Genomic DNA, 17,690 nt, shown 5'->3' on the forward strand with positions numbered 1-17,690 from the left:
AATTGTGTTAAGATTAAGAATTGGAAGCGGTATAAAAATTACAATTTTTGTTGCCATACAGGTTGTTTGCTTTTTCAATACATATAAAGAGGGGCTAGCCAAATGAAAAATGTTCTAAAAATATTCAAAAATTTAAATGTAAAATTAGTTCTTTCCTATGCCTTAATTTTAATCATTCCCTCAGTACTTGTTGGGATCTTATCATATGATAGCGCTAAAAAGGCGGTTGAAAAACAAATATTGTCCAGTATTGATGAAAACATCGAGTTATTAGATGTATCAATTAATACTTTTATTGAGCCTAAATTAAACGATATGACCATCTACGCAAAATCGATCAAGTCAGACCAATATAAAGGTGAACAGAGCCCAGCGGTACGAAAAGTATTGAATATGTATGAACAAACACATCCGGAGGCAGAAGCCGTCTATGTCGGAACGAAAGATGGCTTGTTTATTCGCGAGCCAAATGTGGCGAAGAAAAAGGGGTATGACCCAAGAGAACGACCTTGGTATAAAAGTGCCTTAGAAAATAAAGGAACCACTGTTATTTCCGAACCTTATGTCTCTTCTACAACCGGTCAGATGGTCATTACCGTATCGAAAACATTGGATGACGATTCCGGTGTTGTGGCGGTAGATATCAACTTATCGCAATTAACGACTTTAGCCAACAAAATTAAAATCGGAGAAAAAGGGTATACCTTTATTCTCGATCGAAATAAAATGGTCATTTCCCATCCTACAGAAGATTTGGGAACCCAGGTGAAAGATAGCTTTTATCAAAAATTATATAACCAAGAAAAAGGACAATTTGCCTATCAACTTGGCGGTAAAGACAAAATGCTCAGTTTTGTAACGAATAAGACTACCGGTTGGAAGCTTGCCGGCACGTTAAATTCTTCAGAGGTGGACCAGACAGCAGCACCTATCATTCAACATACGCTGCTGATTAATGTCCTTTTCATTTTAATTGGTGCAATCTGCGTATTTTTCATTATGAAATCGATTATTAAACCGCTGAAAGAGTTAAAAAATACAGCGATCACTGTCAGTCAAGGAGATTTGACCAAGCATGTTGAGGTAAAAACGAATGATATCATTGGCCAACTGGGAGTCGCCTTTAACGAAATGCAGAAAAAGCTGCAAATGATTATTGAAAAAGTGGAACAAAGCGCGATCCAGGTGGCGGCATCAGCCGAACAGCTATCCGCAAGTGCGGAAGAAAATAGTGCCGTAACAGCCCAAGTCTCTTCTTCAATGCAAAAAGTATCCGATAATGCGGAAAAACAAACAGATCAAGTGGATAAGGCGGCTGATTCCTTAAGTGAAGTAGCGGCCACTGTTACTAGTATTGCCCATCACTCGCAGCAGGTTGCAGAGCTGACCAGCGACACAATGAATCAAGCCAGTGAAGGCGAACAAGCCGTTGCAAATACCGTTTCGCAAATGGAATCGATCCATGAGTCCGTACTGGAATCAAATACCACGATGAAATCGCTGTTTGAAAGTCTTAAAGAAGTGACCTCTATCTTGGATGTCATCACCGGGATCGCCGACCAAACCAACCTGCTTGCTTTAAATGCCGCGATTGAAGCGGCAAGAGCCGGAGAACATGGGAAAGGGTTTGCCGTAGTGGCCGACGAAGTACGTAAACTGGCGGAACAATCGCAAAGCTCCGCAAAAGAAATTCATGAGATTGTGCAAAAAATTCAAAAGGAATCGGAAAATAGCGTCAATATCATGACTCGTGTAACAAATGATGTTAAAAATGGTGTCGATATTTCCAATGAAGCGATCAAGAAGTTTACCATCATTCTTCAAAGTACAAAAGAGATCACGCCACAAATGCAAGAGGTTTCAACCATGGCTCAACAAATAGCAGCTTCGATTCAAGAAGTAACTGCGACAACCAATGAAATGGTAGAGATTGCTCAGAAGAATGCTTCCACTTCTGAAGAAGTTGCGACATCCGCAAAGGAACAATTGGCCTCCATGCGGGAAATTTCATCATCAGCCCACTTATTATCATCGATGGTGGAAGAATTAAAGAAAATGTCACAGCAATTTAAATATGAAAGATAACGTAATTAAAGCGGACTGTTACCTTTACAGCAACAGCCCGCTTTTTATCTGAAAAATGTATTGAAATCTGCAATTTTTTTATCCATCAGCTAAGAAATTTTTTAAAACCATCGATAGGCTCTAATCCATCTTTTTGTCGATGAATTATGTTAACTTTGGATTACTACATCATCAGTTGTTTTCATGTTTTCGTTTTTTTTCGGATCCCTACCTACTAATCCAGCAGCAAAATTCAGGATAAAGGTAGCCACTATAATGCCAATAAATCCTATTGTATAGGCCCCGGTCGCGTCTTTAATATAGCCCATTATATATGGGTACAAAAACCCACCTACTAAAAATCCAATTCCTAAAATAAATCCATTGGCAGTAGCAACATACTTAGTTCCCACGGATTCCACTGCTGAAGCTAATGCTACTGGCATTCCCGAATATACTCCAATGCCAACAAGTGGCATCATAAAGGCAACGAGGCCATAACTGCCATTGGCTAATGCTATTGTGAGAATGATTACAGTAAGAGTCATCCATAGGCCTGCAAGTATGATAAACGGCTTTCTTTTTCCCATTTTATCTGATACTAATCCAAGAATAATAGAAGGAACTATACCAACTAGGACATATAAGGACGTTAAAAATCCTGCAAGGCCTTCGGACCAACCAGCATCTTCGATAAGAATCGTCGGTACCCAATAGGCAATAACCGCATACAAGCCCCATTCACCAATGAAAAAGGCGGACGCCACAATGACATTTCTATCTCCGATCACTTTTAGATAGTCTTTCAAATTAAATTTTTCCCCTGATTCTTTTACAGAATTTTGACGATCCGTGATATGAGGAGGATTCTTTAATACTAAGAAAGAAATAATTAAAATAACAATGAGGAATATACCTCCAAGAGCCGATCCATTTTTCCATCCGACGGCTGTAAGAACATATGAAAATAAGTAAAGAGAAAACACTGTACCAATCCCGTCAGATGTAAACATGACCCCCATTGCAGAACCAACACCATTTGATCTTTCAAACCATTGGGCTGCCATCGTGTAAGGTCCGACAAACAATAAGCCTACACCTAAACCAATAAGTGCCCTAGAAAAAACTAGTGTTGCATAACTTGGCATATAAGCGAAAAGAATTTGCCCTACCGCACTAATCAATAGTCCCCACAATATAACATTTCGAGCCCCCCACTTATCTACCAGCACCCCAACAAAGGGTAAAGTTAAACCTCCAACTAAAGCAGTCGCGGAAGCCAACATCCCGGTCTGAGCGTAAGTAATGGATGTGTCTTTCATAATTTGAGTTATTTGAGTCGAGTATCCAATATAAGGAAGGAAACAACCTACTAACGCCAAATATGATAACCAGAGCATTGTCCATTGACCTTTTACTTTTGTATTCTCCATCGTTTAGCACCTCCTAAATGATTGAAAAACGAATCTTATGAAACACAAATATTAATTTGAAAATAAATAATATTCAGATAAATTATCTCATCATTAATGATTGTGGAAAATCACTTATAAATTATACTTTTTTAACTTTCTAACAATTGTCGATTGATTAACACCTAAGAGATTAGCCATTTCCCTTGTGTTTTTGGATTTTGTTTTTGCTTCCAATAATAGTTGTTGCTCCACTTTATCAAGATAATCAAATAATTGTGGAAACTTCCTATTCGCACTCATAATCACTCCGTTTGATAACGGTGATAAAGGTTGATCAGCAGTAAAGGAAACCTCTTGACCGGTAATAACAAATCTTTCAATGACATTTTGAAGTTCACGAACATTACCTGGCCACGAGTACCTTTTTAATCTTTCTAACATTAATTCATTTATTTCAACACTCTTATTATATTTTTGGTTATAAAATTGCAGATAATAAAATGTTAAGGCCTCTATGTCTTCTTTTCTTGCTCTAAGTGGGGGAATAGTAATGGGAACGACATTCAGTCGATAATAGAGATCTTCTCTAAAGGTTTTTTCTTTTACCATTTTTGCTAGGTCTTGATTTGTAGCTGCTATAATACGCATATCTACAGGTTTTTCTTGTAGTCCACCGATTCTTTTTAGCTTTTTTTCTTGTAAAACTCTAAGAAGTTTGACTTGAAGGTGTAAAGGCATCTCACCTATTTCGTCCAAAAATACTGTGCCATTGTTAGCTAATTCAAAAACTCCGATTTTTCCTCCCTTCCGAGCTCCAGAAAATGATCCATCCTCATAGCCAAATAATTCTGATTCCATCAGGGTCTCAGGAATAGCACCACAGTTTACGGCAATAAATGGTTTGTCATATCGATTACTTAAGCTATGGATTCTATTGGCAACCACTTCCTTGCCAACACCTGTTTCACCTAAAATAAGAACCGTGGTATCATAAGATGCGACAGATTTAATAAGATCACTTAGATTTTCCATTTCCTTACTGGCGTAAATAAAAGGTTTTGTACCCGAATGCTCTTGCTGCATGCTGATCACTTCATTTTGATAACTAGTTAAAAGGTTTTTGACCTCATGAATCTTTTCTTTTAACTCAGTAACCTCTGATGAATCTTTGGTTATCGAGATAACCCGCACAATTTTCCCGTTATTATCCTTTATTGGAACGGATTCAATTTCAAAAACTTCTCCAGATTTTGTATATTGCAATCCTTTTTCTCTTTTTCCGGTACTAAGTACTTTCGCAGTAACTGAGGGATAAAATTCTTTTTGTCTTTCTAAATCAAATACATTTTTCCCTAAATATTGCTGGTCATCTTCAGCGGTAGCAAATGTGATATTTCCATATCCATCGGTAATGAGTATATTGTGGAAAAAATTATAGAAGATTGTCTCTAATTCTTTAAGTACCCATTTATCTGAAGCAATATGATTACTTATTCGGTTACCAATCTTCCAATCAATAACACTTTCTATTTTTTCAAATTCTGTTTTTAACAAAAAGGCATTATTAATCCCTTCTGATGATTTTACTTCTCCATCACTAAGTATAGGTTTCATCACAAGTTTTTCTAAAGGAAATTTTAAAATATGATTGAAACCGAGCTCTTTTACTTTTTTAGATAAAGTAGACCGGTTTATATAGCCTATGGTCTGATCATTTTCTTGCAAAATAAACCACTGACAATCTAGTTCTAACGCTTTTAAAAGAATGGCCTCAATGGTAGTTGGCCACGAAATATAAACAGCATTGTAAATATGATATTTTCCATTATCCATATTTTTACTCCTAAAAAATCTAAAATTTGTTAGGTGCTTCATTTAGAAATGGAGACGGTTACCTATATGGTTGCGAACATTTATGCTCGCAACCATATTTTTACAACCAGATGCTAAGCTTAAATAGAGAAATCCCAAGTAACCGTGCGAAGATGTGTCATATCCAGCATTGTGTATCTGCCGCCAATACGTCCCCAGCCAGTACGAGTCCCAGCTGCGCCTCCAAACGGTACATGTGGTTCCCAATAACCTCCGTGTTCATTGATAATGGTATTGCCCGTTTTTAAGCTATTCATGTATTTGAAGGCACGTGCAGAGCTTTTTGTATACACAGCAGACTGTAATCCTAAATAGGAATCGTTCGCGATTTCAATAGCCTCTTCATCACTCTTGACCGTAATGATTGGCACAATTGGCCCAAAAGTCTCGTGCTTATTAATGAACGTATCTAAGCCAACTTTATCAATAACGGTTGGTTGGAAATAAAGATTGGTTGGACAATTTGTTTGTCTCCTGCCTCCTAAAAGAACTTCTGAACCTTTTGCAAGCGCATCTTGTACATGTGATTCCATTTTGGAGGCTGTCGCTTCATTGTTCATTGGCCCAACTTTCGTTGCCACATCAAATGGATCTCCTAATGGCCATTTTTCTGCTTCTTCCACTACACGTTCTACGAATGCATCGTGAACCTTTTCATGAACAAGGACACGTGCTGTAGCGCAGCACACTTGCCCTGCATTGAAGAATCCTCCATGAACAGATCCTTTGGCAGCTGCATCCAGATCAGCATCTTCGCAAACAATCGTTGGACCATTACCGCTTGCTTCAATAATCGACGGTTTTAACCCGGCAGCACGGACGATTTTTTCAGCAGTCGTATGAGAGCCAATAAATCCGATGGCATCAACACCTGGATGTTCAATCAGCTGCTGTCCGACCTTTCCATCACCATAGATGATGTTAAGCACGCCCGGCGGGATGTCAGCTTCGTGCATGATTTCGGTAAAGAGACTGATGATTCCCGGCGTATACTCTGAAGGTTTAAGAACGATGGTATTTCCCGCTGCAATGGCCGGAGCGACAAATTCTGCCAGCATCAGTGTTGGGAAGTTCCACGGTATAATAATTCCATAAACACCATTTGCTTTGCGGAAGGTGAAAATTCGTTTATTTTTATCTAGTGAAGGGATAATCGCTGTTTCCATCCGTTTTGCATCTTCTGCGGCAATTCTAAATAGTTCTGCTGATTCCTCAATATCTGGTAATGCTTCCGCTTCATATGGTTTGCCCTGTTCCAGCGTGAGGGCGCGACTTAATTTTTCTTTATTCCGATCGATGGCATCAGCGATGGCATAACAAACGCGGCCACGTTCCCATGCAGTAGCAGCTTCCCAGGGGACTTGGGCTTTTTTTGCGGCTGCAACCGCTGCAGCAATTTCTTCTTCAGTGGAATCTGGAGCTCGGTAAATGATTTCACCTGTAACAGGAGACACGATTTCACGTACGTTTATACTAGCGGACTCTTTCCACTCCCCATTAATAAAATTCCTCAATACAGCCGTTTTTGTTTGCATAGTGACAACTCCTTTTTCATTTTTATGGGTATTTGAATTTTAATTGATGCCTTGATCAGTTTTAAAACAAACATTTTAATAGAATAAAAGGTTCTATTACACTATAAATTTCATATATTAGATAAAATCGTTTGTGGATTTTTTTGAATTTGTTCTGTTTCACAATAAGTAGAGAGCAGTGTGATATTCTTTTGCGTTAAGTATGAAATAAACTTTGATGGGTCAATACATTGTTCAGGCGGTTTTACACCTGTTCCTTCGATTTCTTTATTTAATAGCATTTGAGCGACGATGGATGCCGGCATACTGGTAACATATGCCAATGCATTGATATTCCACTTTTCCTGCCAGCCGCATAATAATTCCAATTTGATCGAGGCTTTTTTTCCAGCTTTCGTTCCTTTTACTTCGACCATCAGTTCGTCTGTTCCCCACTTGGGGTCTTCAGAAATTGTTTCTTTAAGTAAAGACACTAGCTTTTGTCTGGCCGAGAGAGAGTTATTATGACGGTGATTATTTAACAGCCCAAATTGTTCCAGCATGTTAATTTTCTCAATTGTTGAAGGATCCCATGTATCTTTATAAGTTATTTCTTTTACTTGAGGAAAACTTAGAGGTAATGTAGCTAACTCAGAATGAAGTATGGAATAGGTTCTTTGCACACCAAGCTTTTCATGAAAAATGGTATCTTCTTCCTCACTCAGAGGTGGGATTTCATATAAATGGCCATTTCTCACCACCATAGCACTTTTGGTTGCCTCGTCTATGATGGTATCAATCGCAAAGGGAAAGGTTGCACCAGTAGTTGTGGACCCATAGCGAATATGGATTTCTTCGGCGGTATCCAATTGTTCCACTCCATATCGGCTTAGCACATTGGAAATGCCCGGGTCAGACCCCATTCCCGGAATGGAAAGAACTCCAGCCTCTTTCATGAAATCATCATATTTAAGTTGTTCTTTCGTTACATTATAGAGTCCACCTAAATCAAGTACATCTACTTTTGCATTAGCTGCCATTTTCATGACATCCATGTTAAAAATATAGTTGGTAGCATTTACGCATACTTTTGCTTTTTGTAATAATTCTGTCGTTTTCTGATGATCTCTAATATCAAGAGAGTAAACAGCCAAATTTTTGGCATTTAGCTCATTTTTTAGTTGTTGAAGCCGGTTTATATCCATGTCGGCTCCAATTACTTCCACCCCGCTTTCAACAAGATCTCTCATAATTACATTTCCAATCGTTCCGGCTGCCCCTAATACAATAACTTCCTTCAAGACCCAGCCTCCTTTCAATTGTATTTGTATGTTTTTAACATACTCACTAAAATATAAAGCAAGATTCGTGCCAACCTGTAAAGCGCTTACAACACGGCTCAACTGACCCGCCATTGTGAAATAGATGGCATCTAGCATCAAATTTGATGCTTAATAGCATCAGGATATCTAAGGTAATAGATTGATAAAAAATTGTTTATGCTTGTGATAATTATTTAATTTTCTAAATTTTCACTATAATGAATATATTATGAACCAATTATATCAATTTTTAGTAGAATATCATTAAAAATATTATTTTATTGAAGAAAGAGAACCGGGAGGAAGAAATATGTTAAAGTTGACATAAAAATCTCTTTTTGCCCACCTATCGTACGACGACATGCCAACGACTCGTCAACCGCTTCGGGATCCATATATGTATCATGTTCATCTGGATCGATCATTTCTAAATCGGGATAGGTCTTATTCTGTTCACAAAAAGATTCAAAAAGGTCGCGAATTTCTTTTTTTTTCGGATACCTGCCGCAACATACTACCCTCAACCACGATCCTTTCTACTATAAAAATATCTTCCATAGTTTATATATGGTTAAAGGGAGCAAAGGGACATGATGGTTCGATAAACTTGTGAAGGTTTTATGACAAAAATTCCGCTGGAAAATAAAAGAGTAAAGATCAATGAAAGAAAGAGGGGATTTTTAGGAGTATTTCATGCAGGATGAAGAAGTGAATTATTAAGGATAATAGATAAAATAATAGACTGCCGAATGTTTTCCGACAGCCTGAGGAGTTGCTAAGCAACGCCTAGATTACTTTCTTTTCATGTTGAACCATAAATAGGATTTGAGTGTTAATTACGGAACAAATACAATCCAAATCCTAAGGTATCCCGGCCCCATTGTAAGTAAGTCCTTCTCCATGCCCGGATTCGTTCCAGCATGACAATACAATCTGGATCATTGGGATTTTCGTGACAATAATTTTCAATCGATGAGGAATAGAGCCATTCATATTCATCCCAGTCATCTTCATTAGCCACATATGACCAAAGCGGAACTAACCCCAATTCCTCGGCAACTCTTACATTCTCATCATGATATTTTAAATCAGCCTCTTTTGCACCGCCAAGAGCTTGTAAGTAATCGTGACTTGGACGCTGTTTCCAGTAGCCCTCACCTATTAGAATGTAGCCGCTTTTGTTTACAAGACGTCTCATCTTCTTTAGTGTAGTATCTAGTCCACCTAAAGCATGAGTAGAGCCTATGCATATGCCTAAATCAAATTCATCATGTTCAAATTTCTCAATCGCCACGTTGGCATCGTCAATAATAAACTCTATGCTGCCTTCGGGAATTCTGCCTCCAGCATTTTTCTTTGCTTCTTCGATAGCTCCGCCGTACAATTCTATAGCAGTGCCTGAAATATTGTACTTTTCTACAAGACGAATCAGCAATTCACATTTTCCCGCCCCAATATCTATCACTTTATCTTCTGACTTTAATAATACCATGTCAATCATCTTCATAATTTTAGCTTCATTAATTGGATTACTAAATGCATGATTACGATGGGCAATGGCTGAAAATCTGTTTCTATCCAATTGTCAATCTCCTTATTCTATTGATAATGGCATCAAATTATTTAATTTGTCCCTAAATCAAATGTTAATGGTTATATTAATTTAATGCAACTTGGGAAAATGGCAATTAAGGATGTTATTGAACAAACCGGTCCTTAACTTAAAGAAAGATCGCAATTTGCTTCGGAATTGCGTACGATTGCGGCAGATTCTCTCTATATAAAGGGGACCAGACAGAAGTAAAGTGGCACCCATGTCAAGGACACAATAAAAAAAGAGATTAAGCAGCTAGAAGATGATTCCTATACTGAATAGGCATATAGGTTACTCTGCTTTTTATCGTTATTTTTACTCTTTATTTTTCCATTTGGATTAACTCGGTTGGACTGAAATATTCGCAATTCAACCTCTTAAAATCTTTTTTATCCCATGTTAAAACAGGCAAGGTACTCGAAGATTTGACACTTAACAAAGCATCCGCAAAATCTACGTTTTTTTCGGCATATAACCGTAAGGCTTCTATTACCGTTTCTTCTTCAGGTTCTACATTGACTGATTGAAGGATGTCCGTTAAATATTCTTTTATTAACGATTTTTCTAACTGATAAAAGGACTTTAATAACCAGCAGCACTCGGCTATTACTACCGTAGGAATAATTAATGATAATTCATGATTTTCAACTTTCTTGGCTAATTCCAACATGGTACGAAATTTATCATCATTATCTTTCACAATCAATCGAATAAGAACATTGGTATCGACAAAAAACTTATTCATTTGACTCACCAATTTCCTCTCGATAAATCTTTTGGGCGACTTGTTTTTGAGTAACTTGTCGCATATGCTCTACATCAATAGGTTCACTTACTTCCACACGACCTATGACATGACTTAACAAATTCTTTTTGACAGGTTCAATTTTGATTGTGTCCTTCTCCACTAAAAAGAGGAGCTGGTCGCCTTCTTTAACACGTAACAACTCTCGGAGTTCTTTTGGAATAGTGATTTGTCCTTTGCTTGTCATCTTTCCACTCATTAATTCCATTCTATCCCCTCCTCACATCCAAGTATTACTTTTATTATAAGTAATACTTTTTGACAATTCAATAGAACAATGAAAAAATTAATGCTTCTTCGTATTTTTCTCTTTCATCAATCAATTCACAACTATTTCAACATCACAATTAGCAAACGGAGAATATTTATCGTGTTCTTTTAACGATTTACATTTCATTCTAAGCGTGCTAAACTTAAAACTATCAAAACAATATATGGTGTAAATTTTATATAGGTACTACTAGATGTAGTTTAATAGGGAAGTTCGGTGCAATACCGACGCTGTCCCCGCAACTGTAAAGCTGACAATGATTCAATACCACTATGCATTCGCATGGGAAGGGAATCGGAGAATGAAGCAAAGCCAGGAGACCTGCCTATATAAAATAGATTGATCATTTCTTCGGGGATTGAGAAATGGAGACGTAACTATTTTTTATTGCTGAACGTTTCCATTTTAGGCTATCTCACTCGCAGAGATAGCCTTTTTATATGACGAAAAGAGGGATGACATGAAACTTTATACGAAAACAATCTGCCCTAAATGCCTCTGGGTAAAATCCGAATTACAACGTGCCAGGCTTAGAGCAGACATCATTAACATTGATCTCGATGAACAAGCAAAGCAAACCATCATGGAAGCAGGCTTTTTAAGTGTTCCTGTTCTTGAATATGAAGGGAAGTTTATCGGTGATGTAAAGGAAGTTATTTCCCAAATTGAGCTGATTGCACAATGATTGTTTATACCAGCCGCACTGGCAATGTCCGATATATTGCCTCCAAATTAACGGCGGATCCGATTGAGATTTCTAAAGAATTAATGGTGAATAAGCCCTACCTATTAATAACATACACAGATGGGTTAGGTGATATTCCTGCAAAGGTGATCCGTTTTTTAGAACAAAATGCCAAATTTTGCAAAGGTGTCGTTGTTAGTGGCAATAGCAACTTCGGTCATACAGTATTTGGCGGTGCTGGTGAGAAAATTGCAGCGACTTATCATATCCCCCTAGTGCGCAAACTAGATTTACGAGGATATCAAGCCGATTATGAAGCCATTCAAAAGTTTTATGAAACGAGGGTGAAGGAATGAAAACGTATTAAAAACTAAATAATGATGTCCTAAATCGTTATAGTACAACAGGACAATTAGAATTGGAAAAAGACCGAGAAGCAACGCGCCGTTACTTTTTAGAATATGTAAATGTACGCCTGCATTACTTTATGGATATAGAAGAAAAAATTCGTTATTTAGTCGATGAAGGTTACTATGAAAAAGAGTTTATTGACATGTACGATATGGAATTTATTAAAAGAATGTACAAAAAAGCTTATGAGTATCACTTCCGTTTCCCATCTTTTATGAGTGCCAGCAAGTTTTACGATAGCTATTGCCTGAAAAGCCGCGACGGTAAAGAAATTCTAGAAAAATATGAAGATCGGATTGTCATTATTGCCTTGTATTTAGCACAAGGCAATACGGAACTAGCAGAACAGGCAGTGGAAGCGATGATGGAGTCTTATCAACCTGCTACACCCACTGCTTTAAATAGCGGGAAGAAAGCACGCGGCGAGTTAGTTAGCTGCTATCAATTATCCATGGATGACACGATGAATAGCATTGCCGAAAATATCGGATATTGTCTGGAATTATCACGTCTTGGCGGCGGTGTTGGGGTAAACTTAACCGATTTGCGTCCATTAGGTGATCTGATTAAAGGAATTTTAAACCGTGCAAGTGGTGTCATACCAGTCGCAAAGCTGTTAGAAAACTCATTTAGCTATTCTAATCAGCTTGGACAACGAAATGGATCTGGTGTTGCCTATTTACATATTTTTCATGCGGACATAGAAAACTTTCTTTCATCGAAAAAACCAAATGCCGATGATAAAATTCGACTGGCCACTCTATCCATAGGGATCATTATTCCAACGATCTTCTTTGAACTAATGAAACGAGATAAAGATATGGTGTTGTTTAGTCCCTACGATATTTTTAAAGAATATGGCAAACGCATGTCGGAAATTTCGATGACAGAGATGTATTACGAGCTACTGGATAATCCTAATATCCGAAAAATGAAGCGACTTAATGCCAGAAAGCTTTATACAGAAATAAAAAAGGCCCAATTTGAATCAGGCTATCCATTTGAAATCTTTGATGATAATGTCAACGTTGTTCATCCGCTCAAAAACATTGGCCGGGTGAAAATGTCTAACTTATGCACCGAAATTTTCCAATTATAGTTGGTATGGGTTTATCACTAGCTCATTTTGCCTGGAAATATAATGGACTTTTGAAATTTTCAAGTGAAATGAATATGGCAAGTGTATTAGATTTTAAGTTTAATTCACCTATCTTATTTGCGGTATTTTTGGTTTTATTGCTCATTATTTTCTTATCAAACTTTTTTGTATTCTTGTTTATTAGAAAAATGGAGTCAAAGTCATTGATAGGAGGAATGGAATGATGGAACTTATCACACTAAAAGATATTAAAAAGATATATAGCAATCGAAATAATAATACTTTTGCGTTAAACGGCATAAACCTAAATATTCAGCAAGGTGAATTAATTTCCATAATGGGTCCTTCAGGTTCAGGTAAAAGTACTCTATTAAACGTATTAGGATTAATTGATACTCCCACTGAAGGCGAATATTTTTTTAAGGGTAAGTCATTAAAAGAAATCAGAAAAAACAAAATCCATAAGACAAGAAATGATATGATTGGATTTGTTTTTCAGTATTTTGCATTATTAAAAGATTATACGGTTCTTGATAATGTTGTATTGCCATTAACCTATAGAAAATTAGGCCATAAAGAGAGAATAAATAAAGCCAAATCATATTTAGAAAAAGTAGGTTTAAAGGAGCAAGTACATAAAACACCAGATGAATTATCAGGAGGCCAGCAACAAAGGGTAGCAATCGCAAGAGCTTTAGTAGGTGAACCGGAATTAATTTTAGCTGATGAACCAACTGGGAACCTAGATAGAAGAACGGGCGAGGAGATTATTAATTTACTACTGCAATTAAATAAGGAAGGAAAAACTATCATTGTTGTAACTCATGATATTGAGGTTGCAAAAAAATGTAATAGAATCATTGAATTAGTAGATGGAAAAATTACCCAACAGTTTAAAAACGCATCAATTTTTTCAAAAACTATATTATAACCGTACTAATCAAAGGTCTCTGTTACGGGATAAATTTGTTAGGAGGTATTAGATGAAACCACGAATTTCAGTTATAACATTGGGTGTAGACAATTTGGAAAGGTCTTTGAAATTCTACAAGGATGGACTTGGGCTACCCACACAAGGAATCGTAGGTCAAGAATTTGAGCATGGGGCCGTTGCATTTTTCGATTTACAATTAGGTTTAAAACTTGCCATTTGGAATCGTAAGGATATAGCACATGACACAAGGATAGACCAGACACCAATAAGTCCAACAGAATTTACGATTGGCCATAATGTCGGCAGTAAAGAAGAGGTTGATATGATAATGGAACAGGCAAGGAAGGCTGGTGCAATTATTACAGTTCCAGCACACGATACCTTTTGGGGAGGGTATTCTGGATACTTCCAAGACCCGGACGGACATTTGTGGGAAGTTGTTTGGAATCCCGCTTGGGAATTTACAGAATAAGGTTAAGTATATTTTCATCTTCAATGGGAGTGTTAGTTGAAAAATTTGCATCGATTTAAAATACGTCTACTTCCGGAGCTCTCTGAACGTGAGGGGAGGTCGCCCAACCCATATCCCCTTCTTCAGGAGTTCCTTTTAAATTTAATCAAACAAGTTTTGGAGCAAGGCTGATTGAACATCAGTTTAGAGAAAATAGGATCCTGATTATCTAAAAATAAAAAGGAGGTACTGAAGCAGCCTCCTACTAGTATGTCTCATATATGATTTTTCCTGTTTGCGATATGTCGTAATCTCCCAGAGAATGAATCTCTGCCTGGAACTGCTTGGATGATAAAATATCCTTTACTGCCCCAATTAGCTGTTCAGATTGGGGGGTTTTGAGAATAACCAAGTCATAACGTTCTGTTACTAATGGAACAAAATCGACCCCGACAATTTTTGCAGCCTTTTCAATTCCAACTCCTACATCGGCCAATCCAGAAGATACAGCGGAAGCCACACTTAAATGGGAAGATTCTTCATGGTCATATCCTTTAATCTCTCTTGAAGAAATATTGTTGATTCGAAGTTGCTCATCAAGGAGAACCCTTGCCCCTGAACCTTTTTCTCTATTCACCATTTTTATATCCTTACGATTTAAATCGGACCAAGCTGTGAGCTTTAGCGGATTTCCCTTACGAACGTAAAAACCAGCTTTTCGAGAGAGTAAGTTAAGTAAAATATATTCATGACCCACTAAAATTTTTTTTATGTAGGGCAGATTATAGTCCCTTGTTTCTCCATCAAACAAATGCAAGCTAACAATATCGCATTCTCCATTGTACATAGAAATCAGACTATTTAAACTTCCTGTAAAAGAACGTAATGGCTTATAGGGTGAGGACTTCTCAATATATTTTCCAAGAATATCTAACACTAGATCTTGTCCACTAATGACAATATTATAAGGATCCTTTGTATGATTCCTGTGGTTTTCCTGTTCAGATGCATAAAATTTTGTATTTTGATTAACCTTCTGGCTGTTAATATAAATATCCAAATCTTTTGCGTCAATTCTCATCTGTCTTCCTACTCGGAAAGCAGGAAGTTCCCCTTTTTTTACAAGGTCATAAAGTGTTAATTTAGATACTTTTAAAAGCTGCGACACTTCTTCAATCGTATAGGAAAGCTCCTTTGACATTTGCATCCCTCCACCATTTATTTTAGCTTATTCCCTAAGAAAAATATAATTTGAGTAAACGATAAAAAAATATGACACTCCAGTACCTATATATATTATAATTAGTTATAACTAGTTATAACTAATTATAACTAATTTGAAAGGAAGGGTAGATAATGAAAAAAGTTTCTCTCTTGTGTTTCTCGTTCATGATCTTTTTACTAGCAGTGGCTGGGTGTTCCAACAATGAACAATCGAAATCAACAAACGGACAGAAACAAACATCATCTAATAAAAAGGTGGAATTGACGGTTTCAGCAGCAGCCAGTTTACAGGATGCTTTAACTGACATAAAAGCCTCTTTTGAAAAGGAATATCCAAATGTAAAAATAGCTTATAATTTTGGCGCTTCAGGGGCATTGCAACAACAAATCTCTCAGGGAGCGCCTGTCGATCTATTCTTTTCTGCTGCTAAAGATAAGTTTCAAAAATTAGAACAAGACGGACTCATTGAAAAGAAAAATGGAACAGATCTATTAGGCAATGAACTTGTGTTGGTGGTTCCGAAAGGTTCAAACAAAGGAATCAAATCCTTCGAAGACCTCACCAAAGCTGATAAAATTGCCCTTGGTACTCCGGAATCGGTACCAGCAGGACAATATGGAAAAGGGACATTAGAAAAGTTAAACATTTGGAATTCAGTTGAAGGAAAAGTGGTATATGCCAAGGATGTCCGTCAAGTGCTTACATACGTTGAGACAAATAATGTTGATGGAGGCATTGTCTACAAGACCGATGCATTAACTTCTAATAAGGTGAACATTGTTGCAACCGCAAACGAATACACACACGATCCGATTATTTATCCCATTGGTGTGATTAAAACCAGTACCCACCCTAAAGAGGCAGAACGATTCTACGAGTATCTTCAAAATGATAAATCAATGAAGACATTTAAAAAGTATGGTTTCAAGGGTATGAAACAATAAATGTAAACTCGCCGACTGGCGAGTCCGTAAGACGGTTCATGAGGCGTAGTTGAATTTATACTTCCTATTAACTAAGAAATGGCAACTAGCTTTTGGTCCCCTGTTAGACTATCTATTGAGACTGCATTCATATCAGGAATATCAAATAAAAAATTATCAACATTTTCATCTGATTTTTTGTGCAAAAATACAAATCATAATAGATGATACAGATTCATTATTTATAGACTTCCAAAATGTTCACATCCAGGAAGTCCCTGCTCCGGTTGTTCATGTATCCATCATTTGAAGTGCAGGTGAGCAAATGTTATAATCGTTATAACAGTAATAACAAGGATGTGAAAAGTGTGGAACAAATTGAAAGAAAAGTGACCAAAATTGGGAACAGTATTGGAATCACGCTACCTCCAGAAGTTTTAAAGCAAGTAGGGATATCTCAAGGAGATGACGTACAAGTAGTAGTAAAAGATGGAAAGATCATTTTACGAAAAAAAGAGCATTTACAACTTCCAGATGGAGTAGATGCTGAATTTATGGAAATTCTTAACGATGTAATTAAGGAGCATGATAAAGCATTTAAAGGGCTAGTGGACAGATGATGGATGAAATCGTTTATTTAACAACCAATCAAGTGATTGCAATTAATACGGTACAAATTCGTTTATACTCACCACAAGAACCGGTTGGAGTAAAAGATCCGGGTCTACTCGACTCAGCAATAAACCGCCCCAAGCAAACGGTATTTGGTAATGATGCTTATCCATCAATTTATGAAAAAGCTGCTGCCCTATTTGAATCTATTGCTAAAAATCACGCTTTCCACAACGCAAATAAACGAACAGCTCTCGCTTCACTTATTATATTCTTAAAAATTAATCATTATAGATGGACAATGGGAATACAGGAAGAACAAGACTTTACTGTGGATGTTGTGAATCATAAATACACATTTGAAGAAATTGTCGATACGATTAAAGAAAATACAGAGGAGCTGTAGAGCCTTTCTTACATGCTTAAGGAAGGCGTTTCACTATTATCAGCATTTTGTAATGACATCGAGGTAAGGCCCTTTCTATTATTTCTG

The 17,690-nt window shown here is 37.1% G+C and carries 17 protein-coding genes, 2 pseudogenes and 1 riboswitch; of the genes and pseudogenes, 10 read left to right on the top strand and 9 right to left on the bottom strand.

Annotated elements, in window-relative coordinates; genetic code table 11:
• Positions 1 to 102 precede the first annotated feature (102 nt).
• Entirely contained in the window at positions 103 to 2,085 is a 1,983-nt protein-coding gene (locus JK635_RS22565; RefSeq protein WP_202656176.1) for a methyl-accepting chemotaxis protein, read from the top strand.
• A 149-nt stretch (positions 2,086 to 2,234) separates the two neighbouring features.
• Here the strand turns inward: JK635_RS22565 and JK635_RS22570 are convergent, their stop codons facing one another.
• The 8 genes from JK635_RS22570 to JK635_RS22605 all read right to left on the bottom strand — a co-directional run bounded on the left by JK635_RS22570 (position 2,235) and on the right by JK635_RS22605 (position 10,794).
• Positions 2,235 to 3,497, bottom strand: a complete 1,263-nt coding sequence (locus tag JK635_RS22570; protein ID WP_202656177.1) for an MFS transporter — start codon at positions 3,495 to 3,497, stop codon at positions 2,235 to 2,237.
• Positions 3,498 to 3,611: 114 nt separating this feature from the next.
• Positions 3,612 to 5,312, bottom strand: a complete 1,701-nt coding sequence (locus JK635_RS22575; protein ID WP_202656178.1) for a sigma-54 interaction domain-containing protein — start codon at positions 5,310 to 5,312, stop codon at positions 3,612 to 3,614.
• A 119-nt stretch (positions 5,313 to 5,431) separates the two neighbouring features.
• Positions 5,432 to 6,886 carry an aldehyde dehydrogenase family protein gene (locus JK635_RS22580; RefSeq protein ID WP_202656179.1) on the bottom strand — a complete coding sequence of 485 codons (1,455 nt, stop codon included), beginning with the start codon at positions 6,884 to 6,886 and terminating at the stop codon, positions 5,432 to 5,434.
• Between the two features lie 110 nt (positions 6,887 to 6,996).
• Positions 6,997 to 8,166, bottom strand: coding sequence for a saccharopine dehydrogenase family protein (locus JK635_RS22585; RefSeq protein WP_202656180.1), 1,170 nt, complete (start codon positions 8,164 to 8,166; stop codon positions 6,997 to 6,999).
• A gap of 299 nt (positions 8,167 to 8,465) precedes the next feature.
• Positions 8,466 to 8,711: a hypothetical protein gene (locus tag JK635_RS22590; RefSeq protein WP_202656181.1), complete on the bottom strand. Its 246-nt coding sequence runs from the start codon at positions 8,709 to 8,711 to the stop codon at positions 8,466 to 8,468.
• A gap of 308 nt (positions 8,712 to 9,019) precedes the next feature.
• Positions 9,020 to 9,769: an SAM-dependent methyltransferase gene (locus tag JK635_RS22595; RefSeq protein ID WP_202656182.1), complete on the bottom strand. Its 750-nt coding sequence runs from the start codon at positions 9,767 to 9,769 to the stop codon at positions 9,020 to 9,022.
• Positions 9,770 to 10,103: 334 nt separating this feature from the next.
• Complete coding sequence (locus tag JK635_RS22600; protein ID WP_235888340.1) at positions 10,104 to 10,526, bottom strand: type II toxin-antitoxin system VapC family toxin; 423 nt, start codon at positions 10,524 to 10,526, stop codon at positions 10,104 to 10,106.
• Positions 10,519 to 10,794 carry an AbrB/MazE/SpoVT family DNA-binding domain-containing protein gene (locus tag JK635_RS22605; RefSeq protein WP_202656184.1) on the bottom strand — a complete coding sequence of 92 codons (276 nt, stop codon included), beginning with the start codon at positions 10,792 to 10,794 and terminating at the stop codon, positions 10,519 to 10,521. Before JK635_RS22605 ends, JK635_RS22600 begins: the two co-directional genes overlap by 8 nt.
• Positions 10,795 to 11,021: 227 nt before the next feature.
• A riboswitch (cobalamin riboswitch) is annotated at positions 11,022 to 11,200 on the top strand.
• A gap of 117 nt (positions 11,201 to 11,317) precedes the next feature.
• On the opposite strand from JK635_RS22605, the gene JK635_RS22610 reads away from it, so the two are divergent.
• The 6 genes and pseudogenes from JK635_RS22610 to JK635_RS22630 all read left to right on the top strand — a co-directional run bounded on the left by JK635_RS22610 (position 11,318) and on the right by JK635_RS22630 (position 14,458).
• Positions 11,318 to 11,542, top strand: a complete 225-nt coding sequence (locus JK635_RS22610) for a glutaredoxin family protein (RefSeq protein WP_202656185.1) — start codon at positions 11,318 to 11,320, stop codon at positions 11,540 to 11,542.
• Positions 11,539 to 11,898 (top strand): class Ib ribonucleoside-diphosphate reductase assembly flavoprotein NrdI, encoded by a 360-nt coding sequence (nrdI, locus tag JK635_RS22615; protein ID WP_202656186.1) that lies wholly within the window; start codon positions 11,539 to 11,541, stop codon positions 11,896 to 11,898. Before JK635_RS22610 ends, nrdI begins: the two co-directional genes overlap by 4 nt.
• A pseudogene (locus JK635_RS22620) lies at positions 11,895 to 13,049 on the top strand (ribonucleotide reductase barrel domain-containing protein); the annotation flags it as partial. The gene nrdI and the pseudogene JK635_RS22620, both read left to right, overlap by 4 nt.
• A pseudogene (locus JK635_RS24515) lies at positions 13,049 to 13,276 on the top strand (ABC transporter permease); the annotation flags it as partial. The pseudogenes JK635_RS22620 and JK635_RS24515, both read left to right, overlap by 1 nt.
• Positions 13,276 to 13,983 carry an ABC transporter ATP-binding protein gene (locus JK635_RS22625; protein ID WP_202656328.1) on the top strand — a complete coding sequence of 236 codons (708 nt, stop codon included), beginning with the start codon at positions 13,276 to 13,278 and terminating at the stop codon, positions 13,981 to 13,983. The pseudogene JK635_RS24515 and the gene JK635_RS22625, both read left to right, overlap by 1 nt.
• 52 nt (positions 13,984 to 14,035) lie before the next feature.
• Positions 14,036 to 14,458, top strand: coding sequence for a VOC family protein (locus JK635_RS22630; RefSeq protein ID WP_202656187.1), 423 nt, complete (start codon positions 14,036 to 14,038; stop codon positions 14,456 to 14,458).
• A 244-nt stretch (positions 14,459 to 14,702) separates the two neighbouring features.
• On the opposite strand, the gene JK635_RS22635 is transcribed toward JK635_RS22630, so the two are convergent.
• The gene (locus JK635_RS22635; RefSeq protein ID WP_202656188.1) at positions 14,703 to 15,638 is read right to left on the bottom strand and encodes a helix-turn-helix transcriptional regulator; all 936 of its coding nucleotides are present in this window, start codon (positions 15,636 to 15,638) and stop codon (positions 14,703 to 14,705) included.
• 155 nt (positions 15,639 to 15,793) lie between these two features.
• Here JK635_RS22635 and modA point away from each other — a divergent pair, with 155 nt between their 5' ends.
• From modA to JK635_RS22650, 3 genes are all read left to right on the top strand, one after another.
• Entirely contained in the window at positions 15,794 to 16,606 is an 813-nt protein-coding gene (gene modA / locus JK635_RS22640; RefSeq protein WP_202656189.1) for a molybdate ABC transporter substrate-binding protein, read from the top strand.
• Positions 16,607 to 16,953: 347 nt separating this feature from the next.
• Positions 16,954 to 17,205, top strand: a complete 252-nt coding sequence (locus JK635_RS22645) for an AbrB/MazE/SpoVT family DNA-binding domain-containing protein (RefSeq protein WP_202656190.1) — start codon at positions 16,954 to 16,956, stop codon at positions 17,203 to 17,205.
• The gene (locus JK635_RS22650; RefSeq protein WP_202656191.1) at positions 17,202 to 17,603 is read left to right on the top strand and encodes a type II toxin-antitoxin system death-on-curing family toxin; all 402 of its coding nucleotides are present in this window, start codon (positions 17,202 to 17,204) and stop codon (positions 17,601 to 17,603) included. Before JK635_RS22645 ends, JK635_RS22650 begins: the two co-directional genes overlap by 4 nt.
• Positions 17,604 to 17,690: the final 87 nt, after the last annotated feature.

This window comes from Neobacillus paridis, from assembly GCF_016765675.1.
Taxonomy (GTDB): Bacteria; Bacillota; Bacilli; order Bacillales; family Cytobacillaceae; genus Neobacillus; species Neobacillus paridis.